Annotated in this window: 14 protein-coding genes; 7 read left to right on the top strand and 7 right to left on the bottom strand. The window is 65.8% G+C overall.

What is annotated here, in order from left to right; all coding sequences use genetic code 11:
* Positions 1-121: 121 nt before the first annotated feature.
* Entirely contained in the window at positions 122-1,309 is a 1,188-nt protein-coding gene (gene bioF / locus VWP12_RS03935) for an 8-amino-7-oxononanoate synthase (RefSeq protein ID WP_410474699.1), read from the bottom strand.
* Positions 1,310-1,349: 40 nt separating this feature from the next.
* On the opposite strand from bioF, the gene VWP12_RS03930 reads away from it, so the two are divergent.
* The 4 genes from VWP12_RS03930 (at position 1,350) to soxZ (ending at position 5,752) form a co-directional block, all read left to right on the top strand.
* Positions 1,350-3,374 (top strand): sensor histidine kinase, encoded by a 2,025-nt coding sequence (locus VWP12_RS03930; protein WP_158611711.1) that lies wholly within the window; start codon positions 1,350-1,352, stop codon positions 3,372-3,374.
* Positions 3,371-4,726 carry a sigma-54-dependent transcriptional regulator gene (locus tag VWP12_RS03925; RefSeq protein ID WP_410474698.1) on the top strand — a complete coding sequence of 452 codons (1,356 nt, stop codon included), beginning with the start codon at positions 3,371-3,373 and terminating at the stop codon, positions 4,724-4,726. The genes VWP12_RS03930 and VWP12_RS03925 overlap by 4 nt, the downstream gene beginning before the upstream one ends.
* 190 nt (positions 4,727-4,916) lie before the next feature.
* The gene (gene soxY / locus VWP12_RS03920) at positions 4,917-5,387 is read left to right on the top strand and encodes a thiosulfate oxidation carrier protein SoxY (RefSeq protein WP_410474697.1); all 471 of its coding nucleotides are present in this window, start codon (positions 4,917-4,919) and stop codon (positions 5,385-5,387) included.
* Between the two features lie 59 nt (positions 5,388-5,446).
* Positions 5,447-5,752, top strand: a complete 306-nt coding sequence (soxZ, locus tag VWP12_RS03915; RefSeq protein ID WP_410474696.1) for a thiosulfate oxidation carrier complex protein SoxZ — start codon at positions 5,447-5,449, stop codon at positions 5,750-5,752.
* 102 nt (positions 5,753-5,854) lie between these two features.
* Here the strand turns inward: soxZ and dtd are convergent, their stop codons facing one another.
* A complete protein-coding gene (gene dtd / locus VWP12_RS03910) occupies positions 5,855-6,307 on the bottom strand; it encodes a D-aminoacyl-tRNA deacylase (protein ID WP_410474695.1) in 453 nt (150 codons plus the stop codon).
* Positions 6,304-7,254: a prolyl aminopeptidase gene (gene pip, locus VWP12_RS03905; protein WP_410474694.1), complete on the bottom strand. Its 951-nt coding sequence runs from the start codon at positions 7,252-7,254 to the stop codon at positions 6,304-6,306. The genes dtd and pip overlap by 4 nt, the downstream gene beginning before the upstream one ends.
* Positions 7,255-7,486: 232 nt before the next feature.
* On the opposite strand from pip, the gene VWP12_RS03900 reads away from it, so the two are divergent.
* The 3 genes from VWP12_RS03900 (at position 7,487) to VWP12_RS03890 (ending at position 9,665) form a co-directional block, all read left to right on the top strand.
* Positions 7,487-7,747, top strand: a complete 261-nt coding sequence (locus tag VWP12_RS03900) for a hypothetical protein (protein WP_410474693.1) — start codon at positions 7,487-7,489, stop codon at positions 7,745-7,747.
* A gap of 188 nt (positions 7,748-7,935) precedes the next feature.
* Positions 7,936-8,727 (top strand): tRNA 2-thiocytidine biosynthesis TtcA family protein, encoded by a 792-nt coding sequence (locus tag VWP12_RS03895; protein ID WP_410474940.1) that lies wholly within the window; start codon positions 7,936-7,938, stop codon positions 8,725-8,727.
* The gene (locus VWP12_RS03890) at positions 8,724-9,665 is read left to right on the top strand and encodes a lysophospholipid acyltransferase family protein (RefSeq protein WP_410474692.1); all 942 of its coding nucleotides are present in this window, start codon (positions 8,724-8,726) and stop codon (positions 9,663-9,665) included. The genes VWP12_RS03895 and VWP12_RS03890 overlap by 4 nt, the downstream gene beginning before the upstream one ends.
* Positions 9,666-9,682: 17 nt before the next feature.
* On the opposite strand, the gene VWP12_RS03885 is transcribed toward VWP12_RS03890, so the two are convergent.
* From VWP12_RS03885 to VWP12_RS03870, 4 genes are all read right to left on the bottom strand, one after another.
* On the bottom strand, positions 9,683-10,621 hold the full coding sequence (locus VWP12_RS03885; protein WP_410474691.1) for a hypothetical protein: 939 nt from the start codon (positions 10,619-10,621) through the stop codon (positions 9,683-9,685).
* On the bottom strand, positions 10,618-12,069 hold the full coding sequence (locus VWP12_RS03880) for a potassium transporter TrkG (protein WP_125198048.1): 1,452 nt from the start codon (positions 12,067-12,069) through the stop codon (positions 10,618-10,620). Before VWP12_RS03880 ends, VWP12_RS03885 begins: the two co-directional genes overlap by 4 nt.
* Positions 12,070-12,356: 287 nt before the next feature.
* Positions 12,357-13,733 carry a Trk system potassium transporter TrkA gene (trkA, locus tag VWP12_RS03875; protein WP_125198049.1) on the bottom strand — a complete coding sequence of 459 codons (1,377 nt, stop codon included), beginning with the start codon at positions 13,731-13,733 and terminating at the stop codon, positions 12,357-12,359.
* A complete protein-coding gene (locus VWP12_RS03870) occupies positions 13,730-15,130 on the bottom strand; it encodes a sigma-54-dependent transcriptional regulator (RefSeq protein WP_125198050.1) in 1,401 nt (466 codons plus the stop codon). The genes trkA and VWP12_RS03870 overlap by 4 nt, the downstream gene beginning before the upstream one ends.

Here is a 15,130-nt window from a genome sequence, read left to right as displayed (position 1 = left end):
GATCCGGTTGAATTTACCAGACGGCCAGCAACGGCCGCTTGGCGGGCTTCAGGCGCCCGCTGTGACCTCTACAAACCCGGTTGGTTCCCACCCGACCTCCGGGCAGAAATGCCCTGGTCCGTCACGGGATAGTAGTGCATGCACGCAAGGCCGACAGAAGTTCTTCCAGATCGGCCCGCTCGTGTGCGGCACTCAAGGTGACCCGCAGACGCGATCCGCCCACCGGGACGGTCGGGGGGCGGATTGCCGGCACCAGCAGCCCCGCCGATTCGAGCCGATCGGCGATGGCCAGCGCCCGGTCCGCCTCACCCACCGTCAACGGCTGGATCGGGGTGGTTGAGGGCATCGGCTCAAGACCATGGATATCAGCCACGCCCGCGCGAAACCGACACACCAGCTCGGCCAGGTGATCACGGCGCCAGCCCTCGTTGCGCACGATCGCCAGCGCGGCGCGCGAGGCCTCGGCCACGGCCGGTGGTTGCGCCGTGGTGAACAGGTAGGTGCGCGCCCGTTGCAGCAGCACCACCAGCGGCTCGGCGGCACCGGCGACGAAGGCCCCGGACGTGCCGAAGGCCTTGCCCAGTGTGCCCACGCGCAGCACCCGTTCGCCGGGGACCAGGCCCGCTGCCTCGAAACTGCCCCGCCCCATCGGGCCGAGCACGCCAAAGGCATGCGCCTCGTCGACCACCAGCCAGGCATCGAAACGCTCGGCCAACTCGACCAGTTCGGCCAGCGGCGCTACGTCACCGTCCATGGAGAACACGCCGTCGGTGAGGATCATGCGTTCGCCACGGGCGCGTGCGAGGCGGGCCTCGAGATCGTCGAGATCGTTGTGGCGATAGCGGGACAGGCGGGCACCGGAGAGCTGCACGGCGTCGACCAGCGAGGCGTGATTGAGCCGGTCGGCGATCACGGTGTCGCCACGCCCCATCAGGGCCCCGACCACGCCGAGGTTCGCCATGTAGCCGGTGGAAAAGAGCCGTGCGGCATCCACGTCGAGCCAGCTCGCCAGCTCATCCTCAAGCCGCTGATGAGGCTCGAAGTGCCCGTTGATCAGGTGTGCCGAACCGGCACCCACCCCATAACGGTCGATACCCTCGCGCATGGCCTCGGCCAGCCGCGGATCGTTGGCCAGCCCGAGGTAGTCGTTGCTGCAGAAGGCCAGATACTCGCGCCCGTCGATCCGCATGCGCGGCCCCTGCGGGGAGCCGGCAACCCTCAACCGGCGGGTCAGCCCCGCCGCGGCGCGCTCGCCCAGCCACTGTGTCCAATCATGCTTTGTGATAGCGTCACCTTCACCGTAATCCATGCGCCGGCCCGCGGGCCGGACGCACCCGAGGCTCGCCCGCATGCGTCTGCCGGTCAACATCTTCCTGTGGACCTTTACCGCCACCCTGGTACCGCTCGTGCTCCTGGTATGGGGCGTGACCAGCTACAGCGAACAGCGTTTCCAGAAGGAATTCAGCCGCGAAATCGACGAGAACATCGATTCGTTGATCAGCGAAATGAGCAACCGGATGCGCTACGAGCGCGAAGTGGTCGAGGGCATCGGTCAGTCGCAGGAAATCCAGACGATGCTCAATGCCCTGATGGCGTCGTCCATGGGCATTCGTCACCCCGAGCTGACCTCGATGCGCATCAATGCCAACCGCTTTCTGGCCGGACTGCAGCGCACCGTGCCGGGGCTGGGGAGTATCCGCATTCTCGACGCGGCCGGCAACACGGTAATCAAGGTGACCCTCGGGCGGGTCGCCTCACCCTCCTTCGACAGCCTCGGCCAGGTCAACTACGTCGAGGAGGAATTCGACAACGATCGCTTTCTCCGGCGGTTGGAGTCCCTGTCCTCCGACCAGATCAGTTACATGACCCTGCCGCTGGCCTTCGGCGATGCCCTGCCCGGCCGCGAACCGAGCACCCTGTATGCCGTGCGCCCGCTGCGCAACGTCGACGACCGCACCGCGGGCTACGTGGTGGTCAACACCTTCGGCGAGCAACTCGACCAGATCCTGTCGTTCTCACCCCGCCCCCGGGACGGCAAAGTGATGATCATCGAACACAATCCGGGTGCGCCGGCGCGCGACGGCTTGCTGCTGTTTGACGACCAACGCGACATCAGCTTCATCAGCCCGTTCGAAAACGGCGGCAACGCAGACTACCCCGGTGCCCGACAGATCGACGACGGCAGGTTCTGGGATACGGCCGTGGCGCAATCGAACGGCTCCTACCTCAGCGAGGATGGCGATACCCGCTATTACTACCAGGAGTACCACCCCTACCCGCACAGCCTTGCTTCATGGTTCGTGGCATTCAAGCTGCCGGCCGACATCACCACCGCCCCGTTTCGCGACATCCGGTTGAGCCTGTTCGGCTTCGGCCTCCTGGCCCTGGTGATGAGCCTGCTGTTCGCCGGGCTTGGGGCACGCTTCTTCTCCCGGCCAATCATCCGGCTGTCCGAGAGCCTCAAGCGATTCGCCGATGGCGACCGCGGCGGCCCGATCCCGGTGGACTCGCGCACCACCGAGGTCCACGAACTTCAGGCCTCGTTCCGCTACCTGACCACCCAACTCGCCGAAGAGGCTCGTCGACGTGACCGTGCGGAGAGAAAGGCCCTGCAACAGGCCAAGCTTGCCTCGATCGGCGAGATGGCTGCCGGCATCGGCCACGAGATCAACAACCCGCTCAACAACATCCTCACGCTCACCCGGCTGGTCGAGCGCCAGCTCCCGCCCGACCAGCCCGGGATCCGCGAGGACATGAGCGATCTGCGCGCCGAGGCGCTTCGCGCCAGCCGGATCGTGCGCGGCGTGATGAACTTCGCCCGCCAACTGCCCCCCGAACACGAGACCGTCGCGCTGGCAGAGTGGCTAGAAGAAGTGATCGACCGCATGGAGCCGGAGGCCATGGAAGCCGACGTCCACCTGGCCCTGCTGAGTGCCACCGCGCGCTGCGAGGCGGAATTCGATCCGGGCCAGATGGAACAGGTGGTCGCCAACCTGGTGCGCAACGCCATCCACGCCAGCCCCACCGGTGGACATATACTGATCCAGGCCGAATGCCTCGACGAAATCGTCCGGATCGAGATCCGCGACGAGGGAAGCGGCCTGCCGACCGAGGTGATCGAGCAGATCTTCGACCCGTTCTTTACCACCAAGGCGGTCGACCGCGGCACGGGGCTCGGGCTGTCGATCAGCCTGGGCATCGTGCAGTACCACGGCGGCGAACTGACGCTGGAAAACCGGCGTGATTTGGGCGAGGACGCCACCGGCGTACTTGCCCGCGTCGTGCTGCCGCGCCACAAGGCACGGCCACGCGTCATTCGTCCGCCCGAGACATCCACCCCCTCGAAACCCACGCCACCGACACCGACGCCATGACGACAGCCAGGCAAAACGACAACCCGCCGGTCATCGCCTTCGTCGACGACGACGAACGCACCTCGGACCTGTTCACGCGCTACGCGCACACGGAGGGACTGACGGTTCACGGCTTTCAGTCGGTCGAGGCCGCCCAGTCGTGGCTGACCGAAAACCCGGTCGACCTGGTGATCTCGGATCTCAAGATGCCGGGCATGAACGGCCTGGAGTTCCTGGAATGGCTGCGCGGTGAATGGCCGGAACTGCCAGTGATCCTGATCACCGGCTACTCCACCATCGACAACGCGATCCAGGCGCTGCGGCTCGGCGCCAGCGATTTCGTCAAGAAGCCCTATGACCCGGAAGAGTTGATCGACCTGGTGCGCCGGCTGCTCGACGAAGGGCCGGTCCAACCACCCTCCGCGGCCGAACCGGGTGAACGCGCGATGCTGGGTCAATCGAAGGCCATCGAGGCGGTCTATCACATCATCGACAAGATCCGCGACGTGCGCATCAACGTGATGATCGAGGGCGAATCCGGCTCGGGCAAGGAGCTGGCCGCGCGCGCCACGCACGAGCGCTCGGACTTCGCCGGCACGCCGTACATCGTGATCGACTGCGGCGCGCTCACCGACACCCTGCTGGAAAACGAACTCTTCGGCCACGAGAAGGGCGCCTTCACCGGCGCGAACACGGCCAAGCCGGGCCTGCTGGAAGTCGCCAGTGGCGGCACGGTCTTTCTCGACGAGATCGGCAACATCTCGGATGCCATGCAGACAAAGCTACTGCGCGTGGTGCAGGAACAGGAAATCACCCGGGTCGGCGGGGTGCAGACCATTCCCATCGACGTGCGCTTCATCGTCGCGAGCAATCGCAACCTCGCCGACATGGTGCGCGAAGGCACGTTCCGCCACGACCTCTACCACCGATTGAACGTGGTGCGTCTGCTGATGCCGCCGCTGCGCGAACGACGCGATGACATCCCGGCCCTGGCGCAGCACTTCATCGACGAGTTCGCCAGCCGATTCCGCCGACCGGCCAAGCGCCTGACCGAGCGTGCCGAGCGCGCGATCCTCGATTATCCCTGGCCCGGCAACGTCCGCGAACTCAAGAACGCCATCGAGCGAGCCGTAGCCCTGTCCGACAGCGAGGAGATCGACCTGGAACTGGTCGGCGAAGACACGGCCCCGGCGTCGGCCAATACCGGGGCGAGCAGCATCGACGCCGACCTCCCGACCCTCGAGGAACTCGAGCGTCGCTACATCGAAAAAACGCTGGAGCACACCGAGGGCAACCGCGAAAAAACCGCCAACATCCTCGGCATCAACAAATCGACTCTCTGGCGCAAGCTGCAGAACTACGACAAGAAGTGATCAACACGCCGGATTCGGCCGATCACAGCCGGAATCATTGCAATCCCCGGCGCATCAAAATTGCAGATTGCAACTTGCAACGATCGACCAATATCCACCCTTTTCTTTTCCAATCAACCAGTTACAAACCTGGCACAGGCCATGCTTCACTAGGGGCGTGGACACCCACACATTAACGAGGAGTTAAGATATGCAAACCAAGCGTCGCGTATTTCTGAAGGGCAGCCTCGCTGCCAGTGCTGCTGGTCTGGCCGTTGGTGCCGGCCTGCTTTCCCCGCGTGCCGTACTGGCCGCCGAGTGGCCGGAAGCGGCTTTCGATTCCGAGAGCATGGACAACGGCCTGAACGAGCTGTTCGGTTCCTCTGACGTTGCCGATTCCGGCGACATCACCGTCAAGGCCCCGGACATCGCCGAGAACGGCGCCGTTGTTCCGGTCACCGTCGAGTCCAGCATCGCCGACTCCGACAAGGTCGCCATCTTCGTATCGAAGAACCCGACCCCGCTGGTCGCTTCCTTCGACCTGTCCGGCGCCAACCCGTTCGTTTCCACCCGTATCCGTATGGGCGAAACCGACGACGTAACCGGCGTAGTTCACGCTGGCGGCAAGCTGTACAAGGCGTCCAAGGAAGTCAAGGTAACCATCGGTGGCTGCGGCGGCTAATCAGCCTCTGAACCCGAAGTCATTGATTAAAGACAGATAACACCCAAGAGGTATAGATTATGTCTACTATCCGCATGCGCATTTCTCCGGCCGGCGACGTCCTGGACGTGAAGGCCCTGATCCGTCACCCGATGGAGTCTGGCAACCGCGAAGACAAGTCCACCGGCGAGAAGATCCCGGCTGACTACATCCAGAAGCTGGTTGTTGAAGTCAACGGCGAAGAAGTCATGGACGGTAACCTGTCGGAAGCCGTTTCCAAGAACCCCTACCTGAACATCAAGGTTCCGGGTAAGAAGGGTGACGAGGTCAAGATCTCTTGGTCCTCCAACACCGGTGACACCGACGAGGCTACCCAGGCTGCCTAAGGCAGACTGAACCGCCCGAAGGACAAGGCCCGCCAATTGGCGGGCCTTTTTTGTGCCTGACGTTTTTATCTCGGCGGGACGCAGCGCCCGCTTCCGGCACGCTCAAGCGGACGGCGGCACTTGTAGCCAGAAGGTCACCGGTCCGTCATTAACCAGCTCCACCTGCATGTCGGCACCAAAACGCCCGGTCGCCACCGCCCCGGGGTGCCGGCGGCTCAGCGAGTCGACGAAGACGCCGAACAGCCCTTCCGCCACATCGGGGTCGGCGGCCGGGGTGAAACTGGGTCGATTGCCGCGACGGGTGTCCGCCGCCAGCGTGAATTGCGGCACGGCCAGCACCCCGCCCACGGCCTGCTGCACGGACAGGTTCATCCGGCCGGCCTCGTCAGGAAACACGCGGTAGTTGAGCACCCGCTCGGCCAGTCGCTCGGCCTGGGCCGGCCCATCGCCCTGCTCGACCCCCACCAGGCAGACCAGCCCGACCCCGATTTCGCCGACCACCTCGTCATCCACCCGTACGGCACCCCGCCGCGCGCGCTGGATCAGGCCGATCATGAACGCGCCTCGTCGGCGAACCGGTCGGTGGCACGCACCAGCGAATCGACGATCCCCGCCTCGCTTGCGGCATGACCGGCGTCATCGATCACCTCGAACGTGGCGTTCGGCCAGCGCTCGTGCAGCGCGAAGGCCTGATCGACGGGACAGACCATGTCGTAGCGCCCGTGGACGATGTGCCCCGGAATATCGGCAAGGCGATCCATGCCATCGAGCAGCGGCGTCTCGAGGAACGAATCGTTCATGAAATAGTGGTTCTCGATCCGGGCGATCGACAGGGCGTGATGGGCATCGGCGAAGTAGTCCACCACCTCGGATTCGGGCCGCAGCGTGGCGCAGCGTCCTTCCCACACCGACCAGGCCTTTGCTGCGTGGTATTGGGCGATCTGGTCATCGCCATTGAGTCGACGGTGATAGGCAGCGACCAGGTCATCCCGCTCGTCGACGGGGATCGGCTCGAGGTAATCGCGCCAGTAATCGGGGAACACATGCGAGGCTCCATCCTGGTAGAACCAGCGGATGTCCTGCCGGCGACAGAGAAACACGCCCCGCAGGATCAACCCGCTCACCCGCTCGGGGTAGGCCTGGGCATAGGCCAGCGCCAGGGTCGAGCCCCAGGAACCACCGAAGACCAGCCAGCGGTCGATGCCCAGCGTTTCGCGCAGAACTTCCAGATCCGCGATCAGGTGGGCGGTCGTGTTGGCCTCCAGCCCGGCATGCGGCGTCGAGCGGCCCGCACCGCGCTGGTCCGGCAGGATGATGCGGTAGCGGTCGGGGTCGAAGAACCGCCGGTGCATCGGGGTGCAACCCGCCCCCGGCCCGCCATGCAGGAACAGCACCGGCAGGCCGGTCAGTCGACCGCATTCCTCTACATGCAGGACGTGCCCGTCGCCGACCGGCAGGCTGTGATTGACCAGGGGTTCGATCGGGGGATAGAGCGCACGCATGCAGGCGGACCTCGATTGGCTGCGGTGGACGAACAGACCACATGGCGAGAGTTCAGTCTAGAGAACCTCGGTTCAAATCGGCAACGCCTCATCAACGCGCACCCAAGATGGGGGTCGCCCCAAGCCGGTGCGTGCCGACGGGGAAATCGGTGATGGGACGCGCCCGCGCGGGCTGCCGCCCCCATGGTGTGGATATTGCTATCTCGAGACGAATGCGTCACCGGAGAGCCTCATGTCACAACGCGAGCGAATGCAACGCCTGGTCGAACTCAAGCGCGCCCTGGAAAAGGACATGGGGATCACCGTCGACATGTCTCGCTACGGCGTCGAGCAACGCCTGCTGCGCCTCTCCCGGCCGAGCGAAGATCCGGCGGTTCAGGGCCTCGTCGCCTCGCTCGACCACCCCCCGACTGCCGCCGAACCGGCCGAATACGGCGAAGCCGGCCCTCGTATCCGCGGCTACTACCGAGGCCGCCCTATCTACGACGACTAACCCCGCGCGACCCGACCACGTCGCGACCGGATCACGACTGGTAAGATGGCCGTCCGTCACCAACGACTCCGTCGAGCCGTCGCATGCCCGTCACCCTGAAGAACGATCCCGTCGATATCGCCGACACGCCCAAGGCGCGCTGGGCAACACCCGGCCGCGGTCTGCAGAAACAGGTGGCCCGCGCCGTGATGCACTATCAGATGCTGCATCACGGCGACCGGGTCCTGCTGGGGCTGTCCGGGGGCAAGGACTCGCTCTCGCTGTTGCACATCCTGCGGCATATCCAGCGGCGTGCGCCGATCGATTTCGAGATCGCCGCGATCACCGTCGACCCGATGGTGCCCGGTTTCGACCCCGGACCGCTCAGCGGTTATCTCGAAACCCTCGGCATACGCCACTACCGGGTGCAGGAAGACATCGTCGCGCTGGCCGACGACCACATGAGCGGAGATTCCTACTGCTCGTTCTGCTCACGACTCAAGCGCGGGCTGATCTATCGGCTCGCCCGCGAGGAAGGCTTCAACGTGCTTGCACTGGCCCAGCACCTCGACGATCTGGCCGAGAGCTTCATGATGAGCGCGTTTCACGGCGGCAAGCTCAACACCATGAAGGCGCATTACCTCAACGATGCCGGCGACGTGCGCATCATCCGCCCGCTGGTGGACGTGCGCGAATCCGCCCTGGTCGACTTCGCTCGCCGCTTCGAGCTGCCGGTGATCAACGACAACTGCCCCGCCTGCTTTGCCATGCCCACACAGCGCGAGCACTTCAAGCAGCTGCTCGCGACCGAGGAGCGGGACAACGGTCAGCTGTTCCACTCGCTCCGATCGGCCATCGCGCCGCTGGTCGCCGACGGGGCCGACCGGGCGATCGCCCACGCGACGGCCCATGCCGCCACGCGGAGATCGACCCGCAATGTGGCCCAGGGGTCGACCGAGGCATCAACTCGAGATACGCCGCAAGAGACCGCTCAATCGTGAGCAAGCGACGAGACACGGCGTGGTACCGCTGGCGTGGCCGGCTGCGACTCGGCGCCGCCCGCGCCGTGCTGGCTGGGGTGGGCTGGCTGTCGCTGGGGGCGGCACAGCGCCTCGGCAGCGGACTTGGCCGGCTCGCCTGGATGAGTCACGGCTCGATGCGCCGGACGGTCGAGGACAACCTCGCCCGCTGCCTGCCCGAGAAGGACTTGGCGGAGCGCGAGGCGATCGCGCGGCGCACCCTGATCGAGACCGGCAAGGGCTTGATCGAGACCGCGCCGGCCTGGCGGTGGGGGCCAGCCGACATCGAGGCCGTGATCGTGGAGAGGCGGGGGTTCGATGCGATCGAGCAGGCGTTGGCGGCGGGCCGCGGCGTGATCCTGCTTGCCCCGCACATGGGCAACTGGGAACTCGGCGGGCTCGCCACGGCGGCGCGTGTGCCGACGACCATCATGTACCGCCCACCGCGGGAACCGGCCATGGAACGCCTGTTGGTCGAGGCCCGGGCCCGCACCGGCGGCTCCCTGGCACCGGCCAACCTCGGCGGGGTGCGCAAGGCGCTGCGCGCACTCAAACGCGGCGAGCTGGTCGCCGTCCTGCCCGACCAGGCGCCGCGCCACGGCGAGGGCGTCATGGCGCCATTCTTCGGCCAGCCGGCGCTGACCATGACCCTGATCCGCACGCTGACTCGTCGCACCGGCGCGGTCGCCTTCACCGGCTGGGCCGAACGGCTGCCCGATGCCCGCGGCTTCGAAATCCACTACGCGCCGGTCACCGAACCCATCGACCACGAGGACCCGGTCGAGGCCGCCGCGGCCCTCAACCGCGAGGTCGAGCGGGTCGTGCGGGAAAAGCCTAACCAGTACCAGTGGACCTACCGGCGCTTCCGGCGCCAGGCCAGCGGGCGGGTCCGGCGGCGCGAGCAGCGCCAGGAAGACTGAGCACAGGCGTCAGCCGGTCAGCCCCGGTATCGATCATCCTCGCCCGGCGGCGTGGTCTTGAAGTACTTGAGCGACCACATCAGCTGGGCGGGGTCATCGATCACCAGCTCCTCGATCACGCGGTTGATCGCCGTGGCCGCCTCGCGGTCGTTGCCCGCCGGCAAGTCGACCGGCTCGAGGAATCGCAAGCGGTACCGTCCCGTGACCTCGTCGAGCTGACCGATCACCGGATAGACCGGCCGGCGGCTGGCCCGCGCCAGCTTGCCCGCCAGCGGCAAGGTCGCCTTTTCCACGCCGAAGAACGGCGCGAAGACGCTGTGCTCGGCGCCCAGATCCTCGTCGGCAATGTAGAAGAAACTCCGCCCCGACCGCAGGGCGCGCAGGTGCGGCCCCATGCCGCGCTCGCGCGGCAACGCCTCGGTGCCGTGCCGGGTGCGCATCCCGCCGAACCACCAGTCGATCACCGGGTTGTCGGCGAAGGGCTTGTAGATGGTCGAGCCCTCGACCGTCTCGGCCAGCATGGCCGCCGCCCATTCCAGCCCGACGCTGTGCACGGTCAGGATCAGTCCGGGCTCGGCACGCAGCCGGTCGAGAACCGCCTGTCCCTCCACCTCGGTCTGGCGGGTCAGCTCGCCGCGGGCTGCGCGACGGATGCGGCCGAGATCCAGCAGCGCGAGCATGTGCCGTTCCAGATACTGGCGCAGCCATTGCTCGCGGGTCTCAGCAGTCTGATGCGGGAAACACAGCCGCAGGTTGGTGGCGATGATACCGACCCGGCGCGGGTTGAGACGACGGTAAAGCCCGGCAAGCACCCGTGCCCCGCCGCGGCGCAGCGGGTGCCCACCCACGGCCAGCAGGCGCAGCAGGCCGATCCCCAGCCAGGTGGGCCAGTATCGGGGGGCCAACAGTCGGCGACGAAATACCGGCGGCCCGACGGTGCCACTGCTCGGGCTCATCGCCGCCAGAACATCGGCAACAGGATGGCCAACACGGTGAAGATCTCGAGACGCCCGAGGATCATCGCCAGCATGCCCAGCCACAGCACCGTGTCCGACTCCGAGGCGAAATTGCTGGCCACCGAGCCGATGCCCGGACCGAGGTTGGCCAGGGTGGCGAGCACCGCACCCAGGGCCGACTCGATGTCCATGCCGGTGAACAGCATAGCGAAGAAGAAGAACAGGAAGGTAAACATCCAGGCAGCGAAGAAGGCCCACACGGCACTGATCACACTGGGGTCGAGTGGACGTCCGCTCAGGCGGATGACGAACACCGCGTGCGGATGGATCAGGCGGCGTATCTCGTGGAATCCCTGGCGGGCCAGCAACATGACGCGCACCGATTTCATCCCGCCGGTGGTCGAGCCGGCACAGCCACCAATCACGGTGGTCATCACCAGCAGCAACATCAGGAACGGCCCGTAGGCGGTGTGATCGGTGGCGGTGTAGCCGGTGGTCGTGGCGAAGGAAACCAGGTTGAACAGGTTCAGGCGCACCGTGTCGAGCCAGCTGCCCTCCGGCCAGTTGGCCAGAAAGAACGCCACCACCATCGCCGCGACCGCGGCCATCCAGCCGAGGAAAAAGCGCACCTCGGCACTGCGCCAGTAGGCACGTAGCGAGCCATGCCGAAGCGCGATGAAGTGCAGCGCCATCGGCAGCGCCCCGAGGATCATGAAGACCATGGCCGTGACTTCCATGGTCGGGTTCTGGAAATACCCGAAACTTGCGTCGTGGGTGGAGAACCCGCCGGTCGCCACGGTGGTAAAGGAGTGACTGACGGCATCGAACCAGCTCATGCCCTCGATCTTGTAGACCAGCGCACAGAGCACCGTGATGCCGGTATAGACCAGCCAGAGCACCTTGGCGGTCTCGGATATGCGGCCCGACAGGCGCGAATCCTTGATCGGACCGGTCATCTCGCCCTTGTACAGCTGCATGCCGCCCACGCCCAGCAGCGGCAGAAAGGCCACCACCAGCACGATGATCCCCAACCCGCCAAGCCATTGGAGTTGCTGACGGTAGAACAATAATGAGCGCGGCAACTCGTCGAGCCCCGTGATCACCGTCGCGCCGGTGGTGGTGATGCCCGAGACCGACTCGAACACCGCCTGGGTAAAGCTCAGGCCCAGGTCCGGCTGCAGGTAGATCGGCGTCGAGCCGATCAGGCCCAGCACGACCCAGAACGAGACCACGATCAGCAGCCCGTCGCGGAGCTTCATCTCACGGCGGTAGTTGCGCGTCAGCCCCCAGAGAACGCCACCGAGCGTCACGCTGATGACGAAACTCAGGACAAAGGGCGTGAGGTTGGTATCCCCCATGACCCAGCCCACCAGCCACGGCGGGATGAAGGTCAGGCCGAAGACCATCAGGAGGATCCCGAGAATACGGATGACGATCAGAAATTGCATTGGAGCTCGCTGCCGACATCAGGGACGATCTGCACGAATGCCATGCCGCTCTGGCGTGGCGAGCCGTTCGTGATCAAGGCGCGTGTCGCCGGCGTATCGGCGACCTCACCAACACATTGCAACGCGGGGGACGGGCGGCTCGCCACGCCCCGCGGGGCGCGCCTTGAACCGCGCATCTGCGGCGTTGCCGTCCTTGGAAAGGGAATCACCCTTTCACGGCGGACGGTCGCCTTGCATCTACCCGCTTCAAGGCACGCAGAGCGGTATGACATTCGTGAAGATCTTCCCTAGAAAAAGCCGAAGCCGACCGAGAACAACTGCTCGATTTCGCCGATGCGGCGCTTGTCGGTCAGGAACAGCACCACGTGGTCATCCGACCGGATCACGGTGTCGTGGTGGGCAATCAGGACTTCATCGTCGCGCAGGATTGCGCCGATGGTGGTGCCGCGCGGCAGATTCAGCGCGTCGATGCGCCGGCCGACCACCCGCGAGGTGCTCTCGTCGCCACGGGCGATGATCTCGATCGCCTCGGCCGCGCCACGGCGCAGGGAATACACGCTGACCACGTCACCACGCCGCAGGTGCGTCAACACCTCGCCGATGGTGATCTGGTGAGGCGAGAGGGCAATGTCGATGCTGCCCATCTCGATCAAGTCAACGTACTCGGTGCGGTTGACGATGCACATCGCCCGCCGCGCCCCGAGACGCTTGGCCAGCATGGCGGCGAGGATGTTGTCCTCGTCGTCGTTGGTCAGGGCCAGGAAGACGTCCATGTCCTCGATGTTCTCTTCCTCGAGCAGCTCCGTGTCCGAGGCATTGCCCGAGAGCACGATGCTGCGATCGAGGGAAGCCGACAGTTCGCGCGCTCGGCGCAGGTTGTGACTAATCAGCTTGACCTGGTAATCGTCCTCGAGCTTGCCGGCCAGCGCCCCGCCGATGTTGCCGCCGCCGGCGATCATGATGCGCTTGTAGGGCTTGTCAAGCGGGCGCATCACGCTCATCACGCGGCGGATGTCGCTCTTCCTGGCCAGGAAGAACACCTCGTCGCCGGCCAGCAGGCGGGTGTCGCCCTCGGGGGGGACCGAGGTCTCGTGTCGGTAGATTGCCGCCACCCGCGCCTCGATGCCCGGCAGCAAATCACGCAAGCGGTGGATGGGCTCGCCCACCATGGGTCCGCCGCGGTCGACCTCCATGCCGATCAGCAGCAGCCTGCCGTCGCCGAATTCGCGCACCTGCAGGGCATCTGGGTACTGGATCAGCCGGGCGATGTAGTCCTTGATCAGCCGTTCGGGGCTGATGATGAAGTCGACCGGGATCGCCGCGTTGTCGAACAGCGCCGGGTGATCCTGGTAGTCGGTGACCCGGATCCGCGCGACCTTGGTGGGCGTGTGGAACAGCGTCCAGGCGATCTGGCAGGCGAGCATGTTGGTTTCATCCGAATGCGTCACCGCGATCAGGATGTCGGCATCGGCCGCACCCGCCTCCTGGAGCACGCTGGGCTGCGAGCCCAGGCCGGTCACCGTACGGATATCGAGCCGTTCCTGCAGCCAGTTGAGCGCCTCGACGTCGGTATCGACCACCGTGACCGAGTTGTCGGTCTCGGTCGCCAGCGCGGTAGCCACCGAACTGCCGACCTGGCCGGCTCCCAGCACGATCACCTTCATGCATTCGTCCCCGTGGATCGTTCGCCACCGGTCTGGATGCCCAGTGATTTGAGCTTGCGATAAAGATTGGTGCGCTCCATGCCGGTACGCCGCGAGAGCTCGGTCATCGAGCCGTCGACGTTCTTCAACTGGGCGAGCAGGTAACGCCGCTCGAACTCGTCACGCGCCTCGCGCAGGGGCAGGTCGAGGTTGAGCGACACCAGCGCCGGGCTGTTATCCGCGCCGGCCTCGTCCATCGGCGCAAGCCCCAGCGCCCGCTGGACTTCCTGCTCGTCGATCACCTCGCCGCTGCCCAGGATCAGCAGGCGCTGAACCAGGTTCTTGAGCTCGCGGACGTTGCCCGACCAGTGGTGGTAGCGCAGCAGGTTACGCGCGCCGATGGTCAGCTCGCGTCGCGGCAGGCCCTCGACCTTGTGGGCCGTCTCCAGGTAGTGCGACAGCAGCACCGGGATGTCCTCGGGGTGCTCGCGCAGCGGCTCGATGTGCACCGGCACCACGGAGAGGTGGTAGTAGAGGTCCTCGCGGAAGTTGCCGGCGCGCACCTCGGCCTCGAGGTCCTTGCGGGTCGCGGCAATCACGCGCACGTCCACCCGCACCGGCTCGTTGCCGCCGACGCGGAAGAACGACTGGCTCTCGAGCGCCGAGATCAGCTGCATCTGGGTCTGCTCGTCCATGTCGGCCGCTTCGGCGATGAACAGCGTCCCGCCATTGGCCTGTTCGAGCAGCCCGTAGCGGATGCGCCCGTCCTCCTCGGCACCGAACAGCTCCACCGCGGCGTTCTGCCGCCCGGACACCGCGCTGCCGCCGGTGTCGACGAAGGGGAAATGACGACGGGCCGAATGCCGGTGGATGAATCGAGCCAGCGCCTGCTTGCCGGTACCCGGCTCGCCGGAGATCAGCACCCAGGCGTCGTGGTCGGCGATCTTCTTCGCCTGATCGCGCAACTCCTGCATGTACTCGGAATCGCCGATCAAATCGAGCGGATCGACCTCGCCACGCTTGAGTGCCGCGTTTTCCTGCGCCAGGCGCCGGTTGTCGAGCGCATGCTCGATCAGCAGCAGCAACTTGTCGAGCGAGATGGGTTTCTCGATGAAGTCGAACGCACCCAGGCGGGTGGCCTCGACGGCCGTCTCGACCGTGCCGTGGCCCGACATCATGATCACCGGCCAGACCAATTGGTCTCGTTCGTGCCATTCCCGCAAGAGACCGATGCCATCCGTACCCGGCATCCAGATGTCCAGCAGGATCAGGTCGGGCCGCCGCACCGCGATCGAGCCGCGTGCCTCGACGGCATCGGCCGCGCTGCTGACCGTGAACCCTTCGTCCTCAAGCACGTCGGCCAGCAGGTTGCGGATCTCGCTCTCGTCATCGACGACCAGGATGTGTCCGATACTCAT

Source organism: Guyparkeria sp. TX1 (assembly GCF_046523965.1).
Classification (GTDB): Bacteria; Pseudomonadota; Gammaproteobacteria; order Halothiobacillales; family Halothiobacillaceae; genus Guyparkeria.
Note: the sequence above shows the minus strand (reverse complement) of the source record. Positions and strands in the feature narration are given on the sequence as shown.